Source organism: Paraburkholderia sp. FW306-02-B, from assembly GCF_058782725.1.
Map to the genome: position 1 here is coordinate 1381207 of NZ_JBYSXZ010000001.1, position 25179 is coordinate 1406385.

General features: G+C 59.5%; 16 protein-coding genes, 2 tRNA genes and 3 rRNA genes. 15 read left to right on the top strand and 6 right to left on the bottom strand.

Annotated features, from left to right (window positions below; translation table 11 throughout):
• Positions 1–69: 69 nt before the first annotated feature.
• Entirely contained in the window at positions 70–1284 is a 1215-nt protein-coding gene (locus AC3WOG_RS06090; RefSeq protein WP_492577143.1) for a DUF2863 family protein, read from the bottom strand.
• 279 nt (positions 1285–1563) lie between these two features.
• On the opposite strand from AC3WOG_RS06090, the gene AC3WOG_RS06095 reads away from it, so the two are divergent.
• The 9 genes from AC3WOG_RS06095 (at position 1564) to AC3WOG_RS06135 (ending at position 15080) form a co-directional block, all read left to right on the top strand.
• On the top strand, positions 1564–2679 hold the full coding sequence (locus AC3WOG_RS06095) for an AI-2E family transporter (RefSeq protein WP_492577144.1): 1116 nt from the start codon (positions 1564–1566) through the stop codon (positions 2677–2679).
• Positions 2680–3188: 509 nt separating this feature from the next.
• Positions 3189–4718 (top strand): 16S ribosomal RNA (locus tag AC3WOG_RS06100).
• 76 nt (positions 4719–4794) lie between these two features.
• Positions 4795–4871: transfer RNA gene (locus tag AC3WOG_RS06105), tRNA-Ile, on the top strand.
• Between the two features lie 67 nt (positions 4872–4938).
• Positions 4939–5014, top strand: a tRNA-Ala gene (locus AC3WOG_RS06110).
• Positions 5015–5354: 340 nt separating this feature from the next.
• Positions 5355–8236 (top strand): 23S ribosomal RNA (locus AC3WOG_RS06115).
• Between the two features lie 269 nt (positions 8237–8505).
• Positions 8506–8618 (top strand): 5S ribosomal RNA (gene rrf, locus AC3WOG_RS06120).
• Together the 16S, 23S and 5S rRNA genes with 2 tRNA genes alongside form the textbook arrangement of a ribosomal RNA operon.
• 390 nt (positions 8619–9008) lie before the next feature.
• Positions 9009–9848, top strand: coding sequence for a translesion DNA synthesis-associated protein ImuA (imuA, locus tag AC3WOG_RS06125; protein WP_492577145.1), 840 nt, complete (start codon positions 9009–9011; stop codon positions 9846–9848).
• Positions 9748–11517, top strand: a complete 1770-nt coding sequence (locus AC3WOG_RS06130) for a Y-family DNA polymerase (protein ID WP_492577147.1) — start codon at positions 9748–9750, stop codon at positions 11515–11517. Before imuA ends, AC3WOG_RS06130 begins: the two co-directional genes overlap by 101 nt.
• 8 nt (positions 11518–11525) lie before the next feature.
• On the top strand, positions 11526–15080 hold the full coding sequence (locus AC3WOG_RS06135; RefSeq protein WP_492577148.1) for an error-prone DNA polymerase: 3555 nt from the start codon (positions 11526–11528) through the stop codon (positions 15078–15080).
• A 35-nt stretch (positions 15081–15115) separates the two neighbouring features.
• Here the strand turns inward: AC3WOG_RS06135 and AC3WOG_RS06140 are convergent, their stop codons facing one another.
• Positions 15116–16045 carry a dTDP-4-dehydrorhamnose reductase family protein gene (locus AC3WOG_RS06140; protein ID WP_492577149.1) on the bottom strand — a complete coding sequence of 310 codons (930 nt, stop codon included), beginning with the start codon at positions 16043–16045 and terminating at the stop codon, positions 15116–15118.
• A gap of 14 nt (positions 16046–16059) precedes the next feature.
• A complete protein-coding gene (locus AC3WOG_RS06145) occupies positions 16060–16278 on the bottom strand; it encodes a heavy-metal-associated domain-containing protein (protein WP_492577150.1) in 219 nt (72 codons plus the stop codon).
• Positions 16279–16401: 123 nt separating this feature from the next.
• On the opposite strand from AC3WOG_RS06145, the gene cueR reads away from it, so the two are divergent.
• From cueR to AC3WOG_RS06165, 4 genes are all read left to right on the top strand, one after another.
• Positions 16402–16824, top strand: a complete 423-nt coding sequence (cueR, locus tag AC3WOG_RS06150) for a Cu(I)-responsive transcriptional regulator (protein ID WP_492577151.1) — start codon at positions 16402–16404, stop codon at positions 16822–16824.
• 295 nt (positions 16825–17119) lie between these two features.
• A complete protein-coding gene (locus tag AC3WOG_RS06155; RefSeq protein WP_074265275.1) occupies positions 17120–17266 on the top strand; it encodes a DUF3563 family protein in 147 nt (48 codons plus the stop codon).
• Positions 17267–17497: 231 nt separating this feature from the next.
• Complete coding sequence (locus AC3WOG_RS06160) at positions 17498–17848, top strand: hypothetical protein (RefSeq protein ID WP_492577152.1); 351 nt, start codon at positions 17498–17500, stop codon at positions 17846–17848.
• Between the two features lie 257 nt (positions 17849–18105).
• Positions 18106–19146, top strand: coding sequence for an ABC transporter substrate-binding protein (locus AC3WOG_RS06165; RefSeq protein WP_492577153.1), 1041 nt, complete (start codon positions 18106–18108; stop codon positions 19144–19146).
• A gap of 75 nt (positions 19147–19221) precedes the next feature.
• Here AC3WOG_RS06165 and AC3WOG_RS06170 read toward each other — a convergent pair whose 3' ends face one another.
• A complete protein-coding gene (locus AC3WOG_RS06170; RefSeq protein ID WP_492577154.1) occupies positions 19222–20067 on the bottom strand; it encodes a 23S rRNA (adenine(2030)-N(6))-methyltransferase RlmJ in 846 nt (281 codons plus the stop codon).
• A 191-nt stretch (positions 20068–20258) separates the two neighbouring features.
• The gene (locus AC3WOG_RS06175; protein ID WP_492577155.1) at positions 20259–21230 is read right to left on the bottom strand and encodes a potassium channel beta subunit family protein; all 972 of its coding nucleotides are present in this window, start codon (positions 21228–21230) and stop codon (positions 20259–20261) included.
• Positions 21231–21452: 222 nt separating this feature from the next.
• Here AC3WOG_RS06175 and AC3WOG_RS06180 point away from each other — a divergent pair, with 222 nt between their 5' ends.
• Together AC3WOG_RS06180 and AC3WOG_RS06185 are read left to right on the top strand one after the other, a co-directional pair.
• Positions 21453–22250: a 3-hydroxybutyrate dehydrogenase gene (locus tag AC3WOG_RS06180; protein ID WP_492577156.1), complete on the top strand. Its 798-nt coding sequence runs from the start codon at positions 21453–21455 to the stop codon at positions 22248–22250.
• 10 nt (positions 22251–22260) lie between these two features.
• On the top strand, positions 22261–23499 hold the full coding sequence (locus AC3WOG_RS06185) for a DUF3734 domain-containing protein (protein ID WP_492577157.1): 1239 nt from the start codon (positions 22261–22263) through the stop codon (positions 23497–23499).
• Positions 23500–23623: 124 nt separating this feature from the next.
• Here the strand turns inward: AC3WOG_RS06185 and AC3WOG_RS06190 are convergent, their stop codons facing one another.
• Complete coding sequence (locus AC3WOG_RS06190; RefSeq protein ID WP_492577159.1) at positions 23624–24823, bottom strand: amino acid aminotransferase; 1200 nt, start codon at positions 24821–24823, stop codon at positions 23624–23626.
• Positions 24824–25179: the final 356 nt, after the last annotated feature.

A 25179-nucleotide genomic window follows, 5' to 3' on the forward strand; every position in this document is an offset into this window, starting at 1 on the left:
ATAAAAAAGCCCCGCGCACGACGGGGCTTTTTCATTTCGATGACAAGACGCCGGGGCGCTGGCACCGCGTCAATGGAAGTGCGGCTGAGCGGGCTCCGCGTCCTCCGGCATTTCGGCGTGGACGATTTCGCCGAGCGGGTCTGCGTAGAGCGGGACGCCGCAGTCGTCGCAATATTCCGGCTCGAAGCGGCCCGCGTGGCGGCGCACGTCGGTCACGCCGGTCTCTTTTAGCAGCGCGACGATTTCTTCGAGTGGGTCGTCCGACGCGGCGGTCTCTTGCGGTTCTTCGTCGATGCCCGGTTCGCCGTTCTCGCGGCCGTACAGTGGCCACACGACGCCGTAGATCACTTCATTGCTGCCCCGGCGTGTGAAGCCGACGCGGTATTCGTCGATACGGCGCTCGCCGAAGCCTGCGACAACCGCGCGCAGTTCCTGCGGCGCCGCGCCGATTGTGTCGAACAGGTAGCGTACGGCGGTACGTACCGTGTGAGGGCGCACACGTTCGTCGGCGTCGCGGCAGGCCGAATAGTACGCATCGGGCAGCAGGCACTCGAATTCGCAGCCGGGCAGCACCAGCGACAGATTGGCGCCTCCTTGCGTTGCCCATTGTTCGAGGCATTGCCCGCGTTCGATCCGGCTGCCGTGTTCTTCTTCCTGCCAGCGGAATGTCGGCTCGCCGACCGGCGCGGCAACCACGGCCAGCAGGAAGCGCGGGTCGGCCAGAATCGGCGAGGTTTCCGGCAACTCGCCGAAATTGAGTTTGACGTTGCCGCCGCCCATTGCTGCTTGAGCGAGTTGCTGGGCAAGGCGCCACGTTTCGACGTGGTGACGCGGCAGTTGATCGATGCTGTACAGGAACGGCGCCATCGCGACACGGGTGTTGGCCGCGAGGACATGTGCCTGCAGATGTGCGCGCAGGGCGTCGGCTGCGTCGCCTTTTAGCGGACCGGACGGAATCATGTAGCGAGTCCAGGCCAGCACGGGCGCGGCGATCAGCAGCGCTTCATGCGGAACACCTTCGTGGTCGACAATGAACGATTCGCTGTGCGTTTCCGCCATATCGGCGAGTGCGCCGTAAGCATCAGGGTGGTTTTGCTGCAGATGATCGAGCGCGGCGTCCAGCGTAGTCTGGTTGGCGTTGCGGACGATCTTGGCCAGCAACGCATCGAGCTTCGCTTCCCAGAAGCGGTCTTCGGTGCGGCTGCCCGACGCGAATAGCGCGAGCGAGAGACCGACAAGCTTGTCGGCATCGGGGGGGAGACGTTTGGCGATTCGCGAGCGCATAAATCCGGAAATTGGGGTGCAGAGAACCTTATATTCTAGTCTTTTCTATGCCGCCATATTATTTGTCCGGCGATGCCGGATGAATTAAGACGTTTCGACATGAAAAAACGGCCTGCCACGAGCGCCGTTGGGTGCGTTGCACGCCGGCTTGGCCGGATGATATAAGACGTCTCCGGCGCAGTAACTCGCTCCTATACTGACCTGACAGCTTTCAGTACGCACCCGGGGCAAGCGTATGTCCATTCGTCGCCGTGGTCTGGCACAACAGGGAGATTCATTGTGAAATCGGACCAATTGATCGAACGTCTCGCCGCTGTATTCGCTTTGATTGTATTGGTGGGCGGTTCGCTACTGGTGCTGGCGCCGTTCACGACGGCGCTGCTGTGGGGGGCAATTCTGAGCTATAGCTCGTGGGGCCTGTACCGCCGACTGACAGCGGCAGTTGGCGGGCGGCGCAAGTGGGCGGCGACGTTGATCGTGATCATCATTTTGGTCGTGGTGCTTGGACCGTTCGTCTATGCGGGCTTTGCGTTTGGCGCGCACGTTCACGAAATCGTTGCGCTGGTGGAAAGGCTTTTTGACGCTGGCTTGCCGGATTTGCCGTCGTGGGTCGGGCGAATTCCTCTGGTTGGTTCGAATATCGAGGCGTTTTGGGGGCATCTGACAAGCAACAACTCTGAACTGATCGCGCAATTGCGTACGCTCGCGGCGCCGGCCGGCAAGTGGATTCTGGCTGCGGCAATTGCTGTCACGCACGGTCTGGGGTTGTTGGCGCTGAGTATCGTGCTGGCGTTCTTCTTTTATACCGGTGGAGAGGGCGCAGCTGCCTGGTTGAATGCGGGCATGCGGCGGATTGCCGGCGAACGCGCCGATTATCTGCTGGCGCTGGCGGGCAGCACGGTGAAGGGCGTGGTCTACGGGATTCTTGGCACTGCGCTTGTGCAAGGCATCCTTGCCGGCTTCGGTTGCTGGATCGCCGGTGTGCCGGCACCGGCGTTGCTCGGGCTGGCAACTTTCTTCCTGTCGGTGATACCGGGCGGCCCGGTGGTCGTGTGGTTGCCCGCGGCGATCTGGCTGTATCACGGCGGCGCAACCGGCTGGGCAATCTTTCTGATCGTGTGGGGCGTGTTGGTCGTCGGCATGGCTGACAATGTCATCAAGCCGATTCTGATCGGCAAGAATAGCGACATGCCGCTGATCCTGGTGATGCTGGGTATCTTGGGCGGCGCGTTCGCTTTTGGTTTCCTTGGCGTTTTCATTGGCCCGACTTTGCTGGCGGTTGCTTATACCGTGCTGCACGATTGGACGATCGGGGCTCCAGCTGCGCGAGCCTTGGCGCCAGACGTAAAAGCGCCAGTCGGCGATGAATCGGGGCGCGTAGAAAAGGCGCCTTGAATAAATTTCAGATAACGCTTGCAAGCCGTCGTCCGGCTCGCTAGAATCTCGCTCTTTCGCGCTTCGGACAACGGGGCGCGGGAGGCGGGAGAGCCAGCAATGGCGGGGGTTTCCGACAGGTCGGGCAGGTTCAGGAAGTTAGAAAAACCTGTTGACGACGTAGCGAAAGTTCTCCATAATCTCGTTTCTCTGCTGCTGATGCAGCGACGCAGAACGAAGCGGTGCCGGGTGGTTGTGAGGTTGACGACGCGCGGTGCTGTGACGGTGGTGAATGCGTAATCGATCTTTAAAAATTAACAGCCGATAAGTGTGGGCGCTTGATGCGCGACGCGCGCCGGGTCTTTCGGGGTCCGGCATAAGCGAAAGTATCAAGTCTCACACTAGTATTAAAGGAAGGTTTTCCTGCTGGGGTGGATTCACGCCGGCAGGTTGATCATTCGTCAGTACGTTGAGTGAGCGACCGGTTCATAAGCAGGCAACTGCGAGAACCGAAAAACAGTAACAGGTTTGAACTGAAGAGTTTGATCCTGGCTCAGATTGAACGCTGGCGGCATGCCTTACACATGCAAGTCGAACGGCAGCACGGGAGCAATCCTGGTGGCGAGTGGCGAACGGGTGAGTAATACATCGGAACGTGTCCTGTAGTGGGGGATAGCCCGGCGAAAGCCGGATTAATACCGCATACGCTCTACGGAGGAAAGGGGGGATCTTCGGACCTCCCGCTACAGGGGCGGCCGATGGCAGATTAGCTAGTTGGTGGGGTAAAGGCCTACCAAGGCGACGATCTGTAGCTGGTCTGAGAGGACGACCAGCCACACTGGGACTGAGACACGGCCCAGACTCCTACGGGAGGCAGCAGTGGGGAATTTTGGACAATGGGGGCAACCCTGATCCAGCAATGCCGCGTGTGTGAAGAAGGCCTTCGGGTTGTAAAGCACTTTTGTCCGGAAAGAAAACTTCTGCCCTAATACGGCGGGGGGATGACGGTACCGGAAGAATAAGCACCGGCTAACTACGTGCCAGCAGCCGCGGTAATACGTAGGGTGCAAGCGTTAATCGGAATTACTGGGCGTAAAGCGTGCGCAGGCGGTTCGCTAAGACAGATGTGAAATCCCCGGGCTTAACCTGGGAACTGCATTTGTGACTGGCGGGCTAGAGTATGGCAGAGGGGGGTAGAATTCCACGTGTAGCAGTGAAATGCGTAGAGATGTGGAGGAATACCGATGGCGAAGGCAGCCCCCTGGGCCAATACTGACGCTCATGCACGAAAGCGTGGGGAGCAAACAGGATTAGATACCCTGGTAGTCCACGCCCTAAACGATGTCAACTAGTTGTCGGGTCTTCATTGACTTGGTAACGTAGCTAACGCGTGAAGTTGACCGCCTGGGGAGTACGGTCGCAAGATTAAAACTCAAAGGAATTGACGGGGACCCGCACAAGCGGTGGATGATGTGGATTAATTCGATGCAACGCGAAAAACCTTACCTACCCTTGACATGTATGGAACCTGGCCGAGAGGCCGGGGTGCCCGAAAGGGAGCCATAACACAGGTGCTGCATGGCTGTCGTCAGCTCGTGTCGTGAGATGTTGGGTTAAGTCCCGCAACGAGCGCAACCCTTGTCCCTAGTTGCTACGCAAGAGCACTCTAGGGAGACTGCCGGTGACAAACCGGAGGAAGGTGGGGATGACGTCAAGTCCTCATGGCCCTTATGGGTAGGGCTTCACACGTCATACAATGGTCGGAACAGAGGGTCGCCAACCCGCGAGGGGGAGCCAATCCCAGAAAACCGATCGTAGTCCGGATCGCACTCTGCAACTCGAGTGCGTGAAGCTGGAATCGCTAGTAATCGCGGATCAGCATGCCGCGGTGAATACGTTCCCGGGTCTTGTACACACCGCCCGTCACACCATGGGAGTGGGTTTTACCAGAAGTGGCTAGTCTAACCGCAAGGAGGACGGTCACCACGGTAGGATTCATGACTGGGGTGAAGTCGTAACAAGGTAGCCGTATCGGAAGGTGCGGCTGGATCACCTCCTTTCTCGAGCTAACGTGTCAAACGTTGAGCGCTCACGCTTATCGGCTGTGAATTAGGACAGTAAGTCAGACAGACTGAGGGGTCTGTAGCTCAGTCGGTTAGAGCACCGTCTTGATAAGGCGGGGGTCGATGGTTCGAATCCATCCAGACCCACCATTGTCTTGTCTGCGATGGCTGCGCTAATCGATGAATCCCGAAGTAGGGTGATTATCTGTGCATGACTGGGGGATTAGCTCAGCTGGGAGAGCACCTGCTTTGCAAGCAGGGGGTCGTCGGTTCGATCCCGTCATCCTCCACCAATCTTCAATGCCGGTTTTACTGCGGTGAACCTTGAAAGAGGTTTGCGGTGTAGTGAAACAGGCATTGGCGATTGAGCCAGTCAGAGTGATACGCGGTTATAGCAACTGCGATATCGGCTGTCGTTCTTTAACAATCAGGAAGAAGTAGTAAAGAGATTCACGAAAGGCACTTAGAGATGGGTGCTGAGTAGGTGAATCAGGGTTGTGATTGTATCAATGTATGAAAAGAGAGATCGAAAGATTGCTCTTGGAATACGGCGCAACACGAATACTCAACCTGTAGCGATTGTGACGAACGTGTCATTCCCAGTGGGTGACACATGAGACACACCCGTTATAGGGTCAAGCGAACAAGTGCATGTGGTGGATGCCTTGGCGATCACAGGCGATGAAGGACGCGGTAGCCTGCGAAAAGCGGTGGGGAGCTGGCAAACGAGCTTTGATCCACCGATATCCGAATGGGGAAACCCGGCCCGTATGGGTCATCCGTAGCTGAATACATAGGCTACGTGAAGCGAACGCGGTGAACTGAAACATCTAAGTAACCGCAGGAAAAGAAATCAACCGAGATTCCCAGAGTAGTGGCGAGCGAAATGGGACCAGCCTGTACTCTTTATCCGTACTGTTAGTCGAAGGCTCTGGAAAGTGCTGCCATAGCAGGTGATAGCCCTGTAGACGAAAACAGAATGGAAGAACTGGGTGTACGACAAGTAGGGCGGGACACGTGAAATCCTGTCTGAAGATGGGGGGACCATCCTCCAAGGCTAAATACTCGTGATCGACCGATAGTGAACCAGTACCGTGAGGGAAAGGCGAAAAGAACCCCGGGAGGGGAGTGAAATAGATCCTGAAACCGCATGCATACAAACAGTCGGAGCCTCTGCGAAGGGGTGACGGCGTACCTTTTGTATAATGGGTCAGCGACTTACATTCAGTGGCAAGCTTAACCGATTAGGGCAGGCGTAGCGAAAGCGAGTCCGAACAGGGCGATTCAGTCGCTGGGTGTAGACCCGAAACCAGGTGATCTATCCATGGCCAGGATGAAGGTGCGGTAACACGTACTGGAGGTCCGAACCCACTAACGTTGAAAAGTTAGGGGATGAGCTGTGGATAGGGGTGAAAGGCTAAACAAACCTGGAAATAGCTGGTTCTCTCCGAAAACTATTTAGGTAGTGCCTCGTGTATCACCTTCGGGGGTAGAGCACTGTCATGGTTGTGGGGTCCATTGCGGATTACTACGCCATAGCAAACTCCGAATACCGAAGAGTGCAATCACGGGAGACAGACATCGGGTGCTAACGTCCGGTGTCAAGAGGGAAACAACCCAGACCGCCAGCTAAGGTCCCCAAATATTGCTAAGTGGGAAACGAAGTGGGAAGGCTAAAACAGTCAGGAGGTTGGCTTAGAAGCAGCCATCCTTTAAAGAAAGCGTAATAGCTCACTGATCGAGTCGTCCTGCGCGGAAGATGTAACGGGGCTAAGCAATATACCGAAGCTGCGGATGCACAGTAATGTGCATGGTAGGAGAGCGTTCCGTAAGCCTGCGAAGGTGCATTGAAAAGTGCGCTGGAGGTATCGGAAGTGCGAATGCTGACATGAGTAGCGATAAAGGGGGTGAAAGGCCCCCTCGCCGTAAGCCCAAGGTTTCCTACGCAACGTTCATCGGCGTAGGGTGAGTCGGCCCCTAAGGCGAGGCAGAAATGCGTAGCTGATGGGAAGCAGGTTAATATTCCTGCACCATTGTTAAATGCGATGGGGGGACGGATCGCGGAAGGTTGTCCGGGTGTTGGAAGTCCCGGTCCTTGCATTGGAGAAGGCGCTCAGGCAAATCCGGGCGCGGAATTCAAGGGTGCGAGGCCATTCACTTCGGTGAAGAAGCAATCGGAAGTGGTTCCAAGAAAAGCCTCTAAGCTTCAGTTTAACAGGACCGTACCGCAAACCGACACAGGTGGGCGAGATGAGTATTCTAAGGCGCTTGAGAGAACTCGGGAGAAGGAACTCGGCAAATTGGTACCGTAACTTCGGGATAAGGTACGCCCCTGTAGCCTGACTGGCCTGCGCCAGGAGGGTGAAGGGGTTGCAATAAACTGGTGGCTGCGACTGTTTAATAAAAACACAGCACTCTGCAAACACGAAAGTGGACGTATAGGGTGTGACGCCTGCCCGGTGCCGGAAGATTAAATGATGGGGTGCAAGCTCTTGATTGAAGTCCCGGTAAACGGCGGCCGTAACTATAACGGTCCTAAGGTAGCGAAATTCCTTGTCGGGTAAGTTCCGACCTGCACGAATGGCGTAACGATGGCCACACTGTCTCCTCCCGAGACTCAGCGAAGTTGAAGTGTTTGTGATGATGCAATCTCCCCGCGGCTAGACGGAAAGACCCCATGAACCTTTACTGTAGCTTTGCATTGGACTTTGAACCGATCTGTGTAGGATAGGTGGGAGGCTATGAAGCGGGAACGCCAGTTTCCGTGGAGCCGTCCTTGAAATACCACCCTGGTTTGTTTGAGGTTCTAACCTTGGTCCGTGATCCGGACTGGGGACAGTGCATGGTAGGCAGTTTGACTGGGGCGGTCTCCTCCCAAAGTGTAACGGAGGAGTACGAAGGTACGCTAGGTACGGTCGGAAATCGTGCTGATAGTGCAATGGCATAAGCGTGCTTAACTGCGAGACCGACAAGTCGAGCAGGTGCGAAAGCAGGTCATAGTGATCCGGTGGTTCTGTATGGAAGGGCCATCGCTCAACGGATAAAAGGTACTCTGGGGATAACAGGCTGATACCGCCCAAGAGTTCATATCGACGGCGGTGTTTGGCACCTCGATGTCGGCTCATCTCATCCTGGGGCTGTAGCCGGTCCCAAGGGTATGGCTGTTCGCCATTTAAAGAGGTACGTGAGCTGGGTTTAAAACGTCGTGAGACAGTTTGGTCCCTATCTGCCGTGGGCGCTGGATATTTGAAGGGGGCTGCTCCTAGTACGAGAGGACCGGAGTGGACGAACCTCTGGTGTACCGGTTGTCACGCCAGTGGCATCGCCGGGTAGCTATGTTCGGAAGAGATAACCGCTGAAAGCATCTAAGCGGGAAACTCGCCTTAAGATGAGATATCCCCGGGGCTTCGAGCCCCTTGAAGGGTCGTTCAAGACCAGGACGTTGATAGGTCAGGTGTGGAAGCGCAGTAATGCGTTAAGCTAACTGATACTAATTGCCCGTAAGGCTTGATCCTATAACAGGTGTGTCTCGACCAGCGTTAGCGCTTTAGCTGTCGGCCGGAGTGAGTGCTTTAGCACTTGCTCCGGGCCCATGCAAAGCCCTTACTCTGGTCCGATCCCCGAAGGGGATGCGTGTGAACCCCCAGATGGGGTAGCAGAACACACAGGTTGAGATCGATGTTGTGCCGGAAACAACACAACTCCCTCTGGTGAGCATCACCAGAAACTACTTCTTCCCGATTGGTTGTGCTGTTCCCAAAGAACAGTACGGCAACAAGTCATGCCTGATGACCATAGCGAGTCGGTCCCACCCCTTCCCATCCCGAACAGGACCGTGAAACGACTCCACGCCGATGATAGTGCGGATTCCCGTGTGAAAGTAGGTAATCGTCAGGCTCCCATGCAAGACCAGAAACCCCACCCCGCAACGGTGGGGTTTCTGCGTTTACGGCCCGAAAACCGCAACGCAAAAAAGCCCTCCATTGCCGTGTACATACACCGCGCTATAGCATCCCCGAGCCCCTCCGCAGCAGCCAAATCCGGCTTTCCCCCCATGCGTAGCCGCAGCCCCAAAAACAGCAATCGCTGCGCCGCATAAAACCTGCAAACGACAAGCCGCGTGAGCTTCATCGCCCACCCTAAATGTCCCTCTGTACGCACCGCGCAGCGTCGTTCCGTCTTAACATCCTTCTCAAAATACTGTATAAATATACAGTGAAAATTTGCCGTCTGATGCTTGCCCGATGCCGGGTGGGGCAGAGCATTACCCATTGAAAGAGCGTGTCTATGGCAGCAGCAATTCAGCTTGCGACGACCGCACTGACGCCGCAATTGCGGCGTCAGGTGTGGCAGGGCAATGAGCTTGCCGAGGCGGACTCGCGAGTAATTTCCAGCGGCTACGCCGCGCTGGATCAACTGCTGCCGGGACAAGGCTGGTCGGCCGGCGGCCTGACGGAGCTACTGATCGAACATGGCGGAGTGGGCGAGGTGCGCCTGCTCGCTCACACGCTTCGGCATCTTACGACGCAAGCCGAACGGCACGTCATGCTCGTGGCGCCGCCTTACCAGCCATGTGCCGCGGCACTGAGGGCTTGGGGTGTCGATGTCGGGCGAGTCCTATGGGTGCGCCCGGGTGAAGACCAGTCTCTATGGGCCGCGGCTCAAGCATTGAAACAGGATGGCATCGGCGCGGTACTGGTGTGGCTACCGAATGCGCGCGCCGATAAGGTTCGGCGTCTGCAAGTGGCAGCTCAGGAGTCGGCATCGCTGGTATTTCTGATCCGTCCTGTTGAAGCCGCTACGCAATCTTCGCCGGCGCCATTGCGGATGATCTGCGAACCACTTTTGCCGGCCAATGCGCAGACGATTAACCGTCGCCAATGGTTGCAGGAGATCGGCATCTCGATCGATATCTTCAAGCGTCGCGGCCCGCCGCTAGCAGAGCCTCTGCGTCTCATTTTGCCGTTACAAGGCGTCGTGTTGCCGGAGAACGGGGGCGTTAGCAATCAAGGACGAGAGATCAATCATGTTGTGGATCGCAGTCACATTGCCACTCTTGTCGCTGGAAGCAGTGAAGCCTCTCATGCCGCTTCCGGATGGTTTGCCCGCCAGGTCGAATCGGCCTGAGCCGGGCGCCGACGCAAGCCAACTTCCCGTCGGCGAAGATGTCGGCGGTGGGTATTGCTATGCGCTGGCCGATCACGCACACATTCTGTTGCCCGATTTCGACGCATTGCGTGCCGGTGTGCATGCCGGTCATTCGCGCTCGTATGCATTGGCGTTGGCACCAGGTCTCAAAATGCTTGCCGCAGATACCACCCGTGAAACTCAGGCATTCGAAGCGATGGCGCTTGCATTGCTGATGTACACACCGAAAGTGTCGCTCGCCCACGCACACACGTTGCTGCTGGAAGTAGGCTCCGGTTTGAGATTATTCGGCGGCTTGCGAGTGTTGTTGTCGAGAGTATCCGCCACGGTGGCTGAATTCGGCTATACGACGCGCATCGCTTGTGCGCCGACCGCGTGGGGCGCGTGGTTGTTGGCGCAAGCGTGCGCCAATCGGCAGGGACAGCGTTGGCATGTAGTGAAGGAGACTTCGCTTGCGCGCGTCCTCGACCGTTTATCCGTGTCGTTGCTGCCGGTTGCGCAGGCGCATCGCGATGCGTTCTCGCAGATCGGCTGCGCTACGTTGGCCGATTTGCGTCAGTTGCCACGGGCGGGCGTCGTGCGACGTTTCGGCAGCGGCATTCTGGATCTGCTGGCGCAAGCGTATGGCACGCGCCCGGATCCACGCGAATCGTTTCGTGCGCCGGCGTCGTTTCATGCGCAACTGGAGTTGCCGTCGCGGGTCGATAACGCCGACGCACTGTTGTTTGCCGCGCGTCGGCTGATCGTGCAACTGGCCGGATGGCTGAGCGCGCATCATGCGGCGCTCAGTGGCTACACGCTATTGCTCGAGCATGAATTGGCGTTTCGTCATGCGCCGAAGACGTCGAGTCTGAAGGTCGCGTGGGCCGTACCGTCGCGCGATGCCGAACATCTGATCTGGCTGTTGCGCGAAAAGTTGAATCAGACCGTACTGGTGGCGCCGGTGATCGAGTTGAAGCTGATCGCCGATCAGATTGGCGAGTATGCGGGGCAATCGGACACCTTGTTTCCGATGCCTGAAACAGACGGCGATTCGATCGCGCGTCTGCTCGAACGCTTGGGCGCGCGATTGGGGCCGGAGAACGTGTTGCAGATGTCGGTGCAGAATGATCATCGGCCTGAGCAGGCAATGCGTGTCGAGCCGTACCAGGCACAAGCATTTTCACGCAAGAAGCGTTCGCCCGCCAAAGCCAGGGTGAAGATCAAAGCGGATAAAACCTGGCTGACGGATGAGTTGCAACATGCGGCATCTGAAGAAGATCACGCAGATGGCGATGCGGCAACACGATCGCCGCACAGCGCACGATGGCTAGATGAAATGGCGGGCGATAAAAGCAGCCGCACGTTCGCGACACAACCGGGCGATGCACAGGCCTCGCTCGATCTGCCCGACAGTGCGTTGCCGTCGCAACCTCGCCCTGTCTGGATGCTCGATAAGCCACTGCGTTTGATGATGCGCGACCAGCGGCCGATTTATCGTCGGCCGCTGAAAATGCTCACGCGTACCGAGCGGATTGAAGCAGGGTGGTGGGACGGCAACCGCGTCGAGCGGGATTACTACGTCGCGGCCGACGATCGCGGTCATATGTTCTGGGTGTACCGCGAACGTATTAGCGGCGAGTGGTATTTGCAGGGTTTGTTCGGCTGAGCATCATCATGGCAATTTCCCGCTTTCCATCCTCATCGGAGCAGGCGCTTGCGTCCCGCTTGCCGGCGTATGCGGAATTGCATTGCCTGACTAATTTCTCCTTTCTGCGTGGCGCTTCGCACCCGCACGAACTGGTCGGACAGGCGATGTCGTGCGGCTACCGCGCGCTCGCGATCACCGACGAATGCTCGCTGGCGGGCGTCGTACGCGCGCACACGGCGGTGAGAGAAATCAAACAGGAGCGGGATCGTCAGCAGCAAGAGCGCGAAGACAAAGCAAAAGCCGCACAAGCAGGAGCGTCTTCAGATGGGGCGGAAGAGCCAGTAGAGGCTGAAGAAGACACGCTCAACCCCATTCCTCACCTGATCATCGGCAGCGAACTCAACCTGACCGATGCTCAAGGCGAACCGTTCTGCACACTAGTTGCGCTAGCAACCAACCGCAACGGCTACGGCAACCTTTCCGAACTGATCACGCTAGCCCGCTCACGTGCGGACAAAGGCAGCTATCGCCTCGGTCCGTCCGACTTCACCGATTCGCTACCGCATCTCGAACATCTCAAGACGTTACCCGATTGCGTTCTGATTCTCGTGCCGCAGCGCACGGCGACGCTCGCGCACACACTGCGCTGCGCACATTGGCTTGCCTCATTCGCATCGCAACGTTCATGGATCGCGCTCGAACTCTGGCAAACCGGCAGCGACGATCTTCAGATCGACGCATTGCGGATGATTTCAAAGGCCAGCGGCTTGCCTCTGGTTGCTGCAGGCGGCGTCCTGATGCATGTGCGTTCGCGCAAACCGCTGCAGGACACCATGACCGCGATCGGTCTGGTCACGCCGCTATCGGCCTGCGGCCACGCGCTCGAGGCGAATGCCGAGCGGCATATGCGTACGCGTGTGCGGCTCGGCAAACTGTATCCGCACGATACACTCAAAGAAACACTGCGTATCGCAGTCCTATGCCGCTTCTCGCTCGATGAACTCAAGTACGAGTATCCGGAGGAACTGGTTCCCGCTGGCGAGTCGCCATCGAGCTATCTGCGCAAGCTGGTGATGGCCGGTGCGATGGAGCGCTGGCCAGACGGCATGGATCTCAAACGCATCGATCAGATCGAGAAAGAGCTGAGGTTGATCGCCGAGTTGAAATACGAAAAATATTTCCTGACGGTGCACGATATCGTGAGCTTCGCGCGCTCCAGAAACATACTGTGTCAGGGGCGAGGTTCGGCGGCGAATTCGATCATATGTTATTGCCTGCATGTCACGGAAATCGATCCGGTGCACATGAACATGCTGATCGAACGGTTCATCTCGCGCGCGCGCAACGAACCGCCTGATATCGACGTCGATTTCGAGCATCAGCGCCGGGAGGAGGTGATTCAATATATCTACGGGAAGTACGGCCGCCACCGCGCGGCGCTGACTGCATCGCTGATCACGTATCACGCGCGCAGCGCGCTGAAAGACGTCGGCAAGGCGTTGGGACTCGAAGCGTCGTTGATCGAGCGGATCAGTAAATCGCAGCAATGGTGGGACGGCACGGATGCGGTCGCCAGATATCTGGCAGAAGCGGGCTTCGATGCCGACTCGCACATCACGCAGAATCTGATTCGCCTCACCAAAGAGTTGCGCAATTTTCCGCGTCATCTGTCGCAACACGTCGGCGGCTTTGTGATCGCGAAAGACAAACTGTCGCGGCTCGTGCCGATCGAGAACGCGACGATGAAAGATCGCAGCGTAATCGAGTGGGACAAGGACGATATCGATGCGCTCAAGCTGCTGAAAGTCGACGTGCTGGCGCTAGGTATGTTGTCGGCGATCCGGCGCGCGCTGGAGTTCGTCGCATTGCGGCGCGGCTTTCCTAAGTTCAGAGTGCGGGATATTCCGCGCGAGGACCGGGCCGTCTATGAGATGTGCGGCCATGCCGATACGATCGGCGTTTTTCAGATCGAATCGCGTGCGCAGCAAAGCATGTTGCCGCGGCTGAAACCGACCGAATACTACGATCTCGTGATCGAAGTCGCGATCGTGCGGCCCGGGCCGATTCAGGGCGGCATGGTGCATCCGTATCTGCGCCGCAAGCAAGGTCTCGAGGCGGAGGACTATGCAAAGGATGAATTGCGGCCGGTGCTTCAACGCACGCTCGGCGTGCCGATTTTCCAGGAGCAGGTGATGCACCTCGCGATGGTTGCGGCGGAATACACCGGTGAGCAAGCCGACCAGTTGCGGCGTGCGATGGCCGCGTGGCGGCGCACCGGCAACCTGGCGAAGTACCAGAAGGATCTGACCGAGCGCATGCTCAAGCGGGGTTATGAACTCGAGTTCATAACCCGCATCTGCAAACAGATCGAAGGCTTCGGCGAATATGGTTTTCCGGAGAGCCATGCGGCGAGCTTCGCGTTGCTCGTCTATCTCAGCGCGTGGCTGAAGCGTTATGAGCCGGCCGCTTTTCTGGCGGGCTTGCTGAACAGTCAGCCGCTGGGTTTTTATTCGCCGTCGCAACTCGTGCAGGATGCGAAGCGTCACGGCGTCAAAGTATTGCCGCCCGACGTGACGTTGAGCGACTGGGAATCGACCTTTGAAAGAAACGGTTATGAAGGGCAGCGGATTTCATCGAGCGAAACCTGTTTGCATCGTCAGCACACCGTACTATCGGCGCAGCAATTGCGCGATTTATCGCTGCGGCGCTTCGCGGTGAGCCGGACCGTCCGGCGCGCGGCGAAACGTCTGACCGCACGTGTATTTCAGCCGTCGAGCACGTACGGCGCGGGCGGCCCGGCGGTGCGCATCGGCATGCATCTGATCAATGGCCTTTCGCAGGTGGCCGCCGAACGCATCATGGCGGCTCGCAGCGACGCGCAGTTTGCCGATGTCGACGATCTGGCGCGCCGCGCGACATTGACGCGGCGCGATCTCGAAGCGCTTGCCGCGGCGAACGCACTGGTCAGCATCGCGGGCCATCGGCGCGAAGCGTGGTGGGCGGTGACCGCGCAGCACACGGTGCCCAAGCTGCTGCGCGATGCGCCGATTGCCGAAGCGCCGCTGGCGTTGCCGCAGGCAGCCGAAAGCCGCGAGATTGTCGACGACTACGCGAGCCTTGGCCTTACGCTCAATCGCCATCCGGTCGCGCTATTGCGTGCACGTCTTGCCAAACAGCGTTTTCGCACGGCGGCCGAACTCGCTGCGTGTCAGCACGGCACGCTGGCGCGCGCATGCGGCATCGTCACCGTACGGCAGCGGCCGGGCACAGCAAACGGCACCGTGTTCGTTTCCATCGAAGACGAGACCGGCTCGATCAATGTGATCGTCTGGCCGTCGCTGGTGGAAAAGCAGCGCAAGGTGTTGCTGGGTTCATCGTTGCTGGCGGTGTATGGCGTCTTGCAGCGTGACGACGGCGTCGCTACCGGCGGCGACAGCGTCGGCAACGTGGTGAGCGTCAATAAAGCAGGCAAGGCGAAACAGAAACACCAGGGCGAGGTGATTCATCTCGTTGCGCATCGTCTCGAAGATCACAGCGAATTGCTCGGCGAACTGGCCACGGCAAGCCGCGATTTTCATTGATGCCGGCTCGACGCGGCTGACATCGCCGCCAGATGCTAGACCTGCTTATCACCTGCATCGCCGCGCCATGGAAAGCGGGTCAGCACTTGCCGGATCGCGGTGTCGAAAGGCGTGCGGCGGCCGACGCCAAGCGCCTCGAGCCGGCTCGAGGCGAGGTGGCAGTTATGCGGACGCGGGGTCGCGTCGGTCGGCCTGTACTGCGGCGTCAGTTGCGCGTCGAGTTGCAGCGCTTCGGCCAGACGCAAGGCGATCTCGTACTTGGTCATTGGCTCGTCGCCCGACCATTGCACGATGCCGCGAAGTGCTTCGCCGCGCTCATGCCGTTCGAGCATTTGCCGGATCACGAACGCGACGTCCGGCGTGAAGGTCGGATAACGAATCGCCCAGGCATCCATGACGGCAACCTTGCCATTGAGTGAAGCCGACGCGGCAATCGCCGGCACGAGACTCGTTACCGCCGATTCTGCCCAATTGACAATCGGCCCGTACAGCAGCGGCAAACGCAGTACGCAGCCGAGATCGGTTGTCTCCATCAGTGCGCGCTCGCCGTCGAGCTTGCTGTGCCCATAGGCATTGAGGGGGGCCGGCTCGGAATCATGTTGATAGGGCGGCCGAGTGCCGTCGAACACATAATCGGTGGAGATCGACAGCGTCCATGCGCCGCGCCGTTTTGCCGCCGCTGCCAAGGTGCGCACCGCATCGACGTTCAGCGCACGGGCGAGCGCCGGATCGTGCTCGCACACATCCGGGCGACGCTCCGCCGCGGCAATCACGAGCGCATCCGGCGCTTCGCGCTCGACAAACTGCTCGACCGCCTGCGCGTCGCGAATATCGAGCGCGACCGTGTTGAACCCAGGCCGGCTGAACGCCGTTGCGACCGCCTGCCAGCCGGTTTGCTGCGCCAATTCATCGACGAGCGCGCGGCCAAGCAAGCCAGAAGCACCAATGACTGCTACTTTGAACATGACAGGAACCCGCCTTATCGGGCCGCGCCGCTGATCACGTCCGTGACCGTATAACCGGCCTCGTCGATCGCGGCCTTCAGCGTTTCGGCCGGCTGCGCCGATTCGACCACCACGCGGCCGGATGCCAGGTCGACCTGTACCTGCGCGGCGCCGTCGTGTTCACGGATCGCCCGGGTGACTGCCGCCACACAATGCTGACAGCTCATGCCTTCTACCTGGAATTCGATCGTCATCTGGATTGCCTCGAAAAAATGAATGTTGCGATGGTTGAATTATGCCTGCCGATACGCACTTGAGTGACTGACCTTCCCATCATGGGAAGGTGTACGATCGACGCACATACTGGGTAAACAGTCATGAACATCGGTGAAGCGGCTCGCGCGTCGGGCGTCACGGCGAAAATGATTCGCTACTACGAGAGGGTCGGCTTGCTGGCAGCCAAAGCGCGTACGAGCGCCGGCTATCGCGTCTATGGACCGCAGGAGGTTCATTCGCTGCGCTTCATCCGGCAGGCGCGCCGGCTCGGTTTTCTGGTCGAAGACATTCGCCGGCTGCTGGCGCTGTGGCACGATCGATCGCGCGCCAGTGCCGAAGTTAAGGCGATTGCGCTTGAACACGTCGCGGATCTCGATCGCCGCATCGCCGAACTCACGGACATGCGCGACACGTTGGCGCATCTGGCCGATCATTGCCACGGTGACGAGCGTCCGGACTGCCCGATTATCGAGCGGCTGGCGGATACGGATCTGGTGTCGGGGAAGGGCTGTCATCCGATTTGACAGGGGGGTGGTGCAACCTGAATGTGACATTTGTTGCAACCTGTCACGTGGACGCACCAATAATGTGCGTTTTGGTGCGGGAAATTCCGCCTGTCACGGAAAAATCGCCATACATCTCATAAAATCAAAAACTTAGACGCCCCAATCGCGTGCACCATTCCAAAACGGAATGCACGTCATGCGGGCATTTCACTAGCCAGGTTGCACCATAGGGTTATAATCCGGGTTAACCCTTTTACGGGAAATCCCTGATGCACAACTCACCGGGGATTCAATCTGATCCTTGGAGAACATCATGTTTGCATACCTTCTTGAAAAGCTGAGCACCTGGTTTGAAACCGCAGAACGTAGCCGTCGTGAAGCCTACTTGGCGTCGTCGTCGGATATCGTTCAGCTTGAGCAACGCATCCGCTCGCTCGAAACCAACGGCTACTCGTTGTAAGCAGCACGCGCATCAAGTCTGACCCGGCAGCGCGCGTCGCGCGGCCATAGCAGTACAGTGTTGAGCCCCGTATAGACGGGGCTTTGTCACATCTGGACTCCTCGAACTGCAGGCAATCTATGCTCGAAAACTGTCTACAGGCCAATATCGACTAGCCTGAAGGTTGCCACCGCGGTAAGGTAAAGCGTTTTTTGCGCAATCCGGCATTCCCAAAACTTATCGGGTCCGCCCATGCTTCCTGTCCGCTCGCTCCAATCCATACTGGCGGCCACCGTCGCCGCATCGCTGACAACGGTTTTCGCGGTACCGGCGAGCTTCGCCGCGTCGAGCAATACCGGCAAGCCGTTGATCCTCGACACGCAGAGCGGCATTAGCGATGGCCAGAGCGGCACCGTGCTGCAAACCGCACCGCTTTCGCGGGCGCGGATCGTCGAGGCTCAGCCAATCGCGGCACCCACCGAACTGACGCCGAATTCGTCGATCCCGATCATTGTCGCGCCTTACATCCAGTTGCCCGGCGGCGGTGGAGTTCCGCAGCCGCAACCACAACCGCAGCCTGGTCCGGCGCTACGTCCGCAATAAGCGTCTTCCGCGCGATAGTTCTCAGCAGTTCCTCCGCGATTCGTTGACGTTCGAGCCGCGGCCCCTGCGTGGCGCCGCCGTGTGTTGACGCGCGCCTTTGGATCACGCGCACGGCATTGGGCCATTCGGGTTTCGGCGCATGGCGTGGGTGAAACCGTCCGACGACAATCGTTGCGCGGCCTCACGCCAACGATATGGGGCATGCACATTGCGCTGTGCCGCCGCATCGAACGAAAACAGAACAAGGAGACATCGAAATGCCTACTCACTGGATGCGGCGTGCCGCCGGCAGATGCGCCACACTGATCGCGCTCGTTGCGCTACCCGCTGTTGCACTCGCCAAAGACACGCCGGAAAAACCCACGCTGACAATGGCCGTCGGTGGTTTGCCGGGTCTTTACTATTTGCCGGTGCTCGCGGCGCAGCAGTTGGGATATTTCAAGGACGAAGGGCTCGACATCACGCTCGAAGATTTCGCGGGCGGATCAAAGGCCCTGGAAGCGGTAGTGGGCGGCAGCGCCGACGTGGGCGCCGGCGCATTCGAGCACACGCTGTTCATGCAGGCGAAGGGGCAGCACTATCGAGCATTCGCGCTGATGGGGCGCGCGCCGCAGATCGTCGTTGCGGTGCTCAAGTCGAAGGCCGATCAGATCAAGACGCTGGCAGACTTCAAGGGCGCAAAAGTCGGCGTAAGCGCGCCGGGTTCGTCGACCGATCTGGTGCTGACCGTGGCCTTGCGCAAAGCCGGCGTACAGCGCAACGAGATTTCGGCGATCGGTGTGGGCAGTGGTGCAACGGTACTAGCCGCAGTAAGCGGTGGTCAGATCGACGCGCTGTCCAACGTCGATCCGATGATGACCAAGCTGCAGCACAGCGGCGCGATCAAGGTGCTGGTCGACACGCGCACGGTGAAGGGCACGCAAGAGATATTCGGCGGAACGATGCCGGCAGCGACGCTATATGCATCGGAGAGCTTTATCCAGAAGTATCCGAAGACGACGCAGGCGCTCGCCAACGCGATCGTGCGCGCTGACCATTGGCTGCAGACCGCAAGCGACGCCGACTTGCTGAAGATGGTGCCGCCGGCCTATCTGCTCAACGACTCGGCGCTCTATGTGGAAGCTTTCCACAACGTGCGCGACGCGTATTCGCCGGATGGCCTGATGCCCGCGGACGGCCCGGCCACCTCATTGCGCGCGCTGTCGTCGTTCGACAACCGGCTCGACCCGAAAAAGATCGACCTGAACGCAACCTATACCAACGACTTCGCTCGCAAGGCCGCCGCGCAACTGAAGTAAGCGGCTTAAGCCGCTCACCGTCAGGCTGCCCGCCGTACCGCTTCGACGGCGTATGCGCGCAGCCGGCGAGAAAGATCAATCGCCGCGGTATTCGACCTTGAACTGCGCTGCCTTGTCCTGACCGAGCGCTTCGACCAGCCAGGGCAGTTGCTCTTTCAGCGTTTTTGCCAGCGTGTACGGCGGATTCAGGATGAACATGCCGCTGCCGAACAGGCCGAAACCGTCGGTCGGCGGATTGCTGACGGTCAGGCTCACATGCAGCCAGTTGCGCTCCTGCAGCTTCTTCAACTGATCGGGAAAGCGCTGCGATTCGAGGCGCTTCACCTGCGGATACCAGACTGCATACGTGCCAGTCGGAAAGCGCTTCAGACTCTCTTCGACGCAGCGCAATGTGCGCGTGTAGTCGCGCTTGTCCTCGTACGATGGATCGAGCAGCACCAGCGCGCGGCGCGGCGCCGGCGGCAGCAAGGCCAGAATGCCGTCAAAGCCGTCGCCCGCGTAGAGCATGGCTCGCCGGCCTGCATCGCGAAAGTTGTGGCGCAGCACGTCGATCTCGGTGGTGTGCAGTTCGAACAGACGCATGCGGTCCTGCTCGCGCATCTGCCGCCACGCGATATACGGCGAGCCCGGATAGAAGCGCAACTGGCCATCCGGATTCAACGCGCTCACCTCGTCGACGTAATCGGCGAAGAGCGGCGGCAGATCGTTGCGGCCCCATAGTTTGGCGATACCGGTCTGGAACTCGCCGGTTTTGGTCGCGTAGCCTTCCTTCAGCGAATAGACGCCGGCGCCCGCGTGCGTGTCGATATACCAGTAGGCTTTGTCCTTCTGGCCGAGGTAGCGCAGTAGCTGCAACACGACGGCGTGTTTCAGAACGTCGGCGTGGTTGCCTGCATGAAAGGCGTGGCGGTAGCTGAGCATGATGAGGAGACGCTGAAAGAGGGCGTGCCGGTCCAGGGCGGATTCGGCGATGCGGATGCAATGCGGCGGCACAACCGGTGTGCGGTCGCGTATTGTACGCGACGCCGCGTTGCAGGCCGCAGTGCGTTCCGCGCGACACGGCCCGGATGCTGCGCGGGCCGCGTTCACGGCTTGGCGGACGCTCTGCCGCCTTAGTTGTAGGCGTCGCCGATAATCTCCTCGATCTGTTGCTTGATCTCCGGCGTGATACGCTCCGCCACCTCTGCCGAGGCCATGTTCTCAGCGATCTGTTCGACCCGCGACGCGCCGGTGATGACCGTGCTCACATTCGGATTCTTCAGGATCCACGCAATCGCCAGTTGGCCGACCGTGCAGCCCAGCTCGTCGGCCACTTCGCCGAGCTTGCCGACCACGTTGTTCTTGCCGGCATCGGTCACCTGCTTGCGCAGCCATTCGTAGCCTTGCAACTGCGCACGGCTATCGGCGGGCACGCCATCGCGGTACTTGCCGGTGAGCAGGCCGGAGGCGAGCGGGCTCCAGGTCGTCAGCCCAAGGCCGATGTCCTCGTAAAGCCGCTTGTATTCCTGCTCGACGCGCTTGCGGTGGAACAGGTTGTACTGCGGCTGTTCCATGACAGGCTTGTGCAGATGATGCCGCTCGGCAATGTCGTAAGCGGCGCGGATTTCATCGGCGCTCCATTCGGACGTGCCCCAGTACAACGCCTTGCCGCGCGCGATCATGTCGCTCATCGCCCAGACGGTTTCCTCGACCGGCGTGTTCGGGTCAGGACGATGACAGAACACCAGATCGACGTAATCGAGTTGAAGGCGTTTTAACGACGCGTCGATCGCGTTCAGCAGATATTTGCGGTTCAGCGTGTGGTACTGGTTGGGCGCCTCTTCCAGACCCCAAAAGAATTTCGTCGACACCACGTAGCTCACGCGCGGCCATGCCAGTTCCTTGAGCGCCTGACCCATGATTTCTTCGGATTGGCCCGCGGCATACACCTCGGCGTTGTCAAAGAAATTGACTCCCGCATCGCGCGCGGCGGCGAGCGATTCGCGCGCCGCGCGATGGTCGACCTGATTGCCGTAGGTAACCCATGAGCCGATGGACAGCTCGCTGACTTGCAGGCCGGAACGGCCCAGACGTCGATAATTCATGCATTCCTCCTTTGTAGTGATGCCGCCGGAATCCCGCTGAAACGTCCAGTTTAAAGAGATACGGTCCGATGTGCGTTTTCCAGATGTGGTTCACGCGGTTCATGCACAATAGCAGCGTTGGCCGCAGTGCAACATCCGGCCGGACGGTTTATGCCGTTCGGCTGACTTCACGCCGCCTGCGGCTTGTGGTGTCATTGCTCATCAACTGCATGGAGGTTCTGGATGTCGTCACTGAATACGAATCTGAATGGCAAGGTCGCGGTAGTTACTGGCGCCGCGAGCGGCATCGGCAAGCAGATTGCGCTGACGCTTTCCGCGGCGGGCGCTGCGGTCGCGATTGCCGACCTGAATCAGGACGGCGCGAACGCCGTCGCTGAAGAAATCAAAGCGGGCGGCGGCAAGGCAATCGGCGTCGCGATGGACGTTACGAACGAAGACGCCGTCAACCAGGGGATCGACAAGGTCGCTGCCGAGCTCGGCTCAGTCGATATTCTGATTTCCAACGCCGGCATTCAGATCGTCAATCCGATCGAAAACTACTCGTTTTCCGACTGGAAGAAAATGCAGGCGATCCATGTGGACGGCGCGTTCCTCACCACCAAGGCGGCGCTCAAACACATGTACAAGGACGATCGCGGCGGTATCGTGATTTACATGGGTTCGGTCCATTCCCACGAAGCGTCGCCGCTGAAGTCCGCCTACGTGACGGCCAAGCATGCGTTGCTGGGTCTGTCGCGCGTTTTGGCGAAGGAAGGCGCGAAGCATAACGTGCGTTCGCACGTTGTGTGTCCGGGTTTCGTGCGCACGCCGCTGGTTGACAAACAGATTCCCGAGCAGGCCAAGGAGCTAGGCATCAGCCAGGAAGACGTGGTCAAGCGCGTGATGCTGGGCGGCACGGTCGACGGCATCTTCACCACGGTGGAAGACGTCGCGCAGACAGTGCTGTTCCTGTCCACTTTCCCGACTGCGGCGCTGACCGGCCAGTCCTTTATTGTGAGCCACGGCTGGTACATGCAATAAGGAGGCGCACATGGCGCAACGCAATCTCAAGCGGGCGCGCGTCGGCGCGCCGGGCGACGGGGATGGTGAGGGCGCCGGGCCGGCGCCTTCCGTCCGTCCCGACCGGCTGCTCCGTGTACCCGACTATGAAACCGTCGCGCTGATGCTGCAAGGCGGCGGCGCGCTGGGCGCCTATCAGGCAGGCGTTTTTCAGGGGCTTTACGAAGCCGGCATCGAGCCGAACTGGCTCGCCGGCATTTCGATCGGTGCGTTGAACACCGCCATCATTGCCGGCAATCCGCCGGAGAAGCGCGTCGAACGGCTGCGGCAATTCTGGGAGACGATCTGCCAACCGGCTTTCGGGCCGCCGCTGCCTGCCTTCATCGAGCATGCACTCTTCAATTCCAGCGACGCTGTGCGCAAAGCCTTCACCGCGACGCAGGCAATGGGCGCAATCATGGAAGGGCAGAAGGGCTTTTTCGTGCCGCGCTTCCCACCGCCGTTGCCCACCGTGTCGGGGCCGCCGCAAGCGGCCAGCTACTATGACACTGCGCCGCTGAAAGCGACACTCGAAGCGTTGTGCGATTTCGACCGGATCAATTCCGGCGAAATACGGGTATCGGTCGGTGCGGTGAATTGCGGCACCGGTAATTTTGCGTACTTCGATAACACGCACACGACACTGAAGCCGGAGCATTTCATGGCGTCGGGCGCGTTGCCGCCGGGCTTTGCGGCGGTTGAAATCGACGGCCAGTACTACTGGGACGGCGGCTTGATGTCGAACACGCCGCTCTACGAAGTGATTCAGACCACGCCGCGCCGCGACACGCTCGCCTTCCAGGTCGATCTTTGGAGTGCGATCGGGCCGGTGCCGGACAACATCACCGACGTCCAGGGGCGCGTGAAAGACATTCAGTATTCGAGCCGCACACGTCTTGTGACCGACATGCTGCAGCGATCGCAGCGTTTCCGGCATGTGTTGCGCGAGGTGCTCGATCGCGTGCCGGCCGATCAGCGAGACGATCCGTGGTGCAAGCTGGCCGACGAGCTATCGTGTTCGAAGCGCTACAACGTGATCCACCTCATCTACCGGCAGAAGGAATACGAAGGGCACTTCAAGGACTTCCAGTTCGGCCTGTCGACGATGCGTGAACACTGGGAAAGCGGTTTGCAGGATATCCGCCAATCGCTTGCGCAGCCCGATTGGCTCGACATGCCCGAGAACGACGCGGGCTTTGTCACGCACGATATTCACCGGGATTCTCGCTGAAGCGGTAGTTGGCGGTAGTTAGCGGCACGCGAAAACGACGCCCGAAAGGGCGCCGTTTCTACAACCAGTTTCAGCAAAGCGCGCAAAAAGAAACGCACGACAAGCGCACGCGCTTTGGAAAGCTTTACTTCAGCACGTGCGCGATCGCGCTCGCCACCACGTCGAGGTTGCGCGTATTCAGCGCAGCCACGCAGATGCGGCCCGTGCCGACGGCATAGATGCCGAATTCTTCACGCAGACGGTCTACTTGCGGCGCCGTCAGACCCGAGTACGAGAACATGCCGCGTTGCGCGTTGACGAAGCTGAAGTCGCGATCCACGCCGCTTGCCTTCAGGCGTTCGACCAGACCGTTGCGCATTGCGCGGATACGGTCGCGCATTTCGGCCAGTTCCGCTTCCCACGTGGCCCGCAGTTCAGCCGAGCCGAGCACGGCTGCGACGACCGAGCCGCCGTGCGTCGGCGGGTTCGAGTAGTTCGTGCGGATCACGCGCTTCAGTTGCGACAGCACGCGAGCAGATTCTTCTTTGCTGCCCGTGATGATCGACAGCGCGCCGACGCGCTCGCCGTACAGCGAGAACGACTTCGAGAACGACGACGACACGAACACGTTCAGTTCCGATGCGGCGAACAGGCGCACTGCTGCAGCGTCCGATTCGATGTTGTCGCCGAAACCCTGATAGGCGATGTCGAGGAACGGCACCAGATTGCGTGCCTTGACGACTTCGACCACCTGCTTCCATTGCTCGACGCTCAAATCGACGCCGGTCGGGTTGTGGCAGCACGCGTGCAGCACGACAACCGTGCCCGCAGCGTAGCTGTTCAGCGCGCTCAGCATGCCTTCGAAGTTCACACCGTGGGTGTGCGCGTCGTAGTACGGGTACGACACGACTTCGAAGCCGGCGCCTTCGAACAGCGCACGGTGGTTTTCCCAGCTCGGATCGCTGATCGCGACCTTGGTGTTCGGGTTCAGGCGCTTCAGGAAGTCCGCGCCGATTTTCAGCGCGCCCGTGCCACCCAATGCCTGTGCCGTCACCACGCGGCCAGCGGCGATCAGCGGCGAGTCATTGCCGAGCAGCAGCTTCTGCACAGCGGCGTCGTAGGCGGCGATGCCTTCGATCGGCAGATAGCCACGCGGCAGCGCGGCTTCGACACGAGCCTTTTCCGCGTCGCGCACGGCGCGCAGGAGCGGAATCTTGCCTTCTTCGTTGAAGTACACGCCGACGCCAAGATTGACCTTGGTGGCGCGCGCATCGGCGTTGAAGGCTTCGTTCAGGCCCAGAATCGGGTCGCGGGGAGCAAGTTCGACGGCGGAGAACAGAGACATGATGGGTGGGCAGCAGCAGTTGTAAAAAGAGGGGTGGCTTCGAGCGCGGGCGGCCCGGCTGAGGTGCCTGACAAAAGGTGCAGACCGGGACCGGCGGCGGACAGCGGCGAACGAGCGCGACTTGGCATTGTAGCGAATCCGCGGGCATTTTTCGGGATGGGAAGGCCGTCAGAGCGAATTATTTGCTTGAAAAACAGGCACTCCGGCGCCACGTGCCCGTAGCGGATCTGCCCGGGACCAGCCCGGGGCCGGCCGCCCGGCGCTCAAAAAGCGCCGCCCCGGCACGCTCGCACGAAGGGCCGCAAGCAAGCCCGCGCCCCCAGGAACCCTACGCAGACCCGCTGAGCCCGCGTTTC

Coding starts and splice junctions, on each gene's coding strand:
- AC3WOG_RS06155 (WP_074265275.1), top strand. CDS start 17,120: ATGTTTGCATACCTTCTTGAAAAGCTGAGCACCTGGTTTGAAACCGCA.
- AC3WOG_RS06145 (WP_492577150.1), bottom strand. CDS start 16,278: ATGACGATCGAATTCCAGGTAGAAGGCATGAGCTGTCAGCATTGTGTG.
- AC3WOG_RS06090 (WP_492577143.1), bottom strand. CDS start 1,284: ATGCGCTCGCGAATCGCCAAACGTCTCCCCCCCGATGCCGACAAGCTT.
- AC3WOG_RS06170 (WP_492577154.1), bottom strand. CDS start 20,067: ATGCTCAGCTACCGCCACGCCTTTCATGCAGGCAACCACGCCGACGTT.
- AC3WOG_RS06135 (WP_492577148.1), top strand. CDS start 11,526: ATGGCAATTTCCCGCTTTCCATCCTCATCGGAGCAGGCGCTTGCGTCC.
- AC3WOG_RS06140 (WP_492577149.1), bottom strand. CDS start 16,045: ATGTTCAAAGTAGCAGTCATTGGTGCTTCTGGCTTGCTTGGCCGCGCG.
- AC3WOG_RS06190 (WP_492577159.1), bottom strand. CDS start 24,823: ATGTCTCTGTTCTCCGCCGTCGAACTTGCTCCCCGCGACCCGATTCTG.
- AC3WOG_RS06165 (WP_492577153.1), top strand. CDS start 18,106: ATGCCTACTCACTGGATGCGGCGTGCCGCCGGCAGATGCGCCACACTG.
- AC3WOG_RS06130 (WP_492577147.1), top strand. CDS start 9,748: ATGTTGTGGATCGCAGTCACATTGCCACTCTTGTCGCTGGAAGCAGTG.
- AC3WOG_RS06180 (WP_492577156.1), top strand. CDS start 21,453: ATGTCGTCACTGAATACGAATCTGAATGGCAAGGTCGCGGTAGTTACT.
- cueR (WP_492577151.1), top strand. CDS start 16,402: ATGAACATCGGTGAAGCGGCTCGCGCGTCGGGCGTCACGGCGAAAATG.
- AC3WOG_RS06185 (WP_492577157.1), top strand. CDS start 22,261: ATGGCGCAACGCAATCTCAAGCGGGCGCGCGTCGGCGCGCCGGGCGAC.
- AC3WOG_RS06175 (WP_492577155.1), bottom strand. CDS start 21,230: ATGAATTATCGACGTCTGGGCCGTTCCGGCCTGCAAGTCAGCGAGCTG.
- AC3WOG_RS06160 (WP_492577152.1), top strand. CDS start 17,498: ATGCTTCCTGTCCGCTCGCTCCAATCCATACTGGCGGCCACCGTCGCC.
- imuA (WP_492577145.1), top strand. CDS start 9,009: ATGGCAGCAGCAATTCAGCTTGCGACGACCGCACTGACGCCGCAATTG.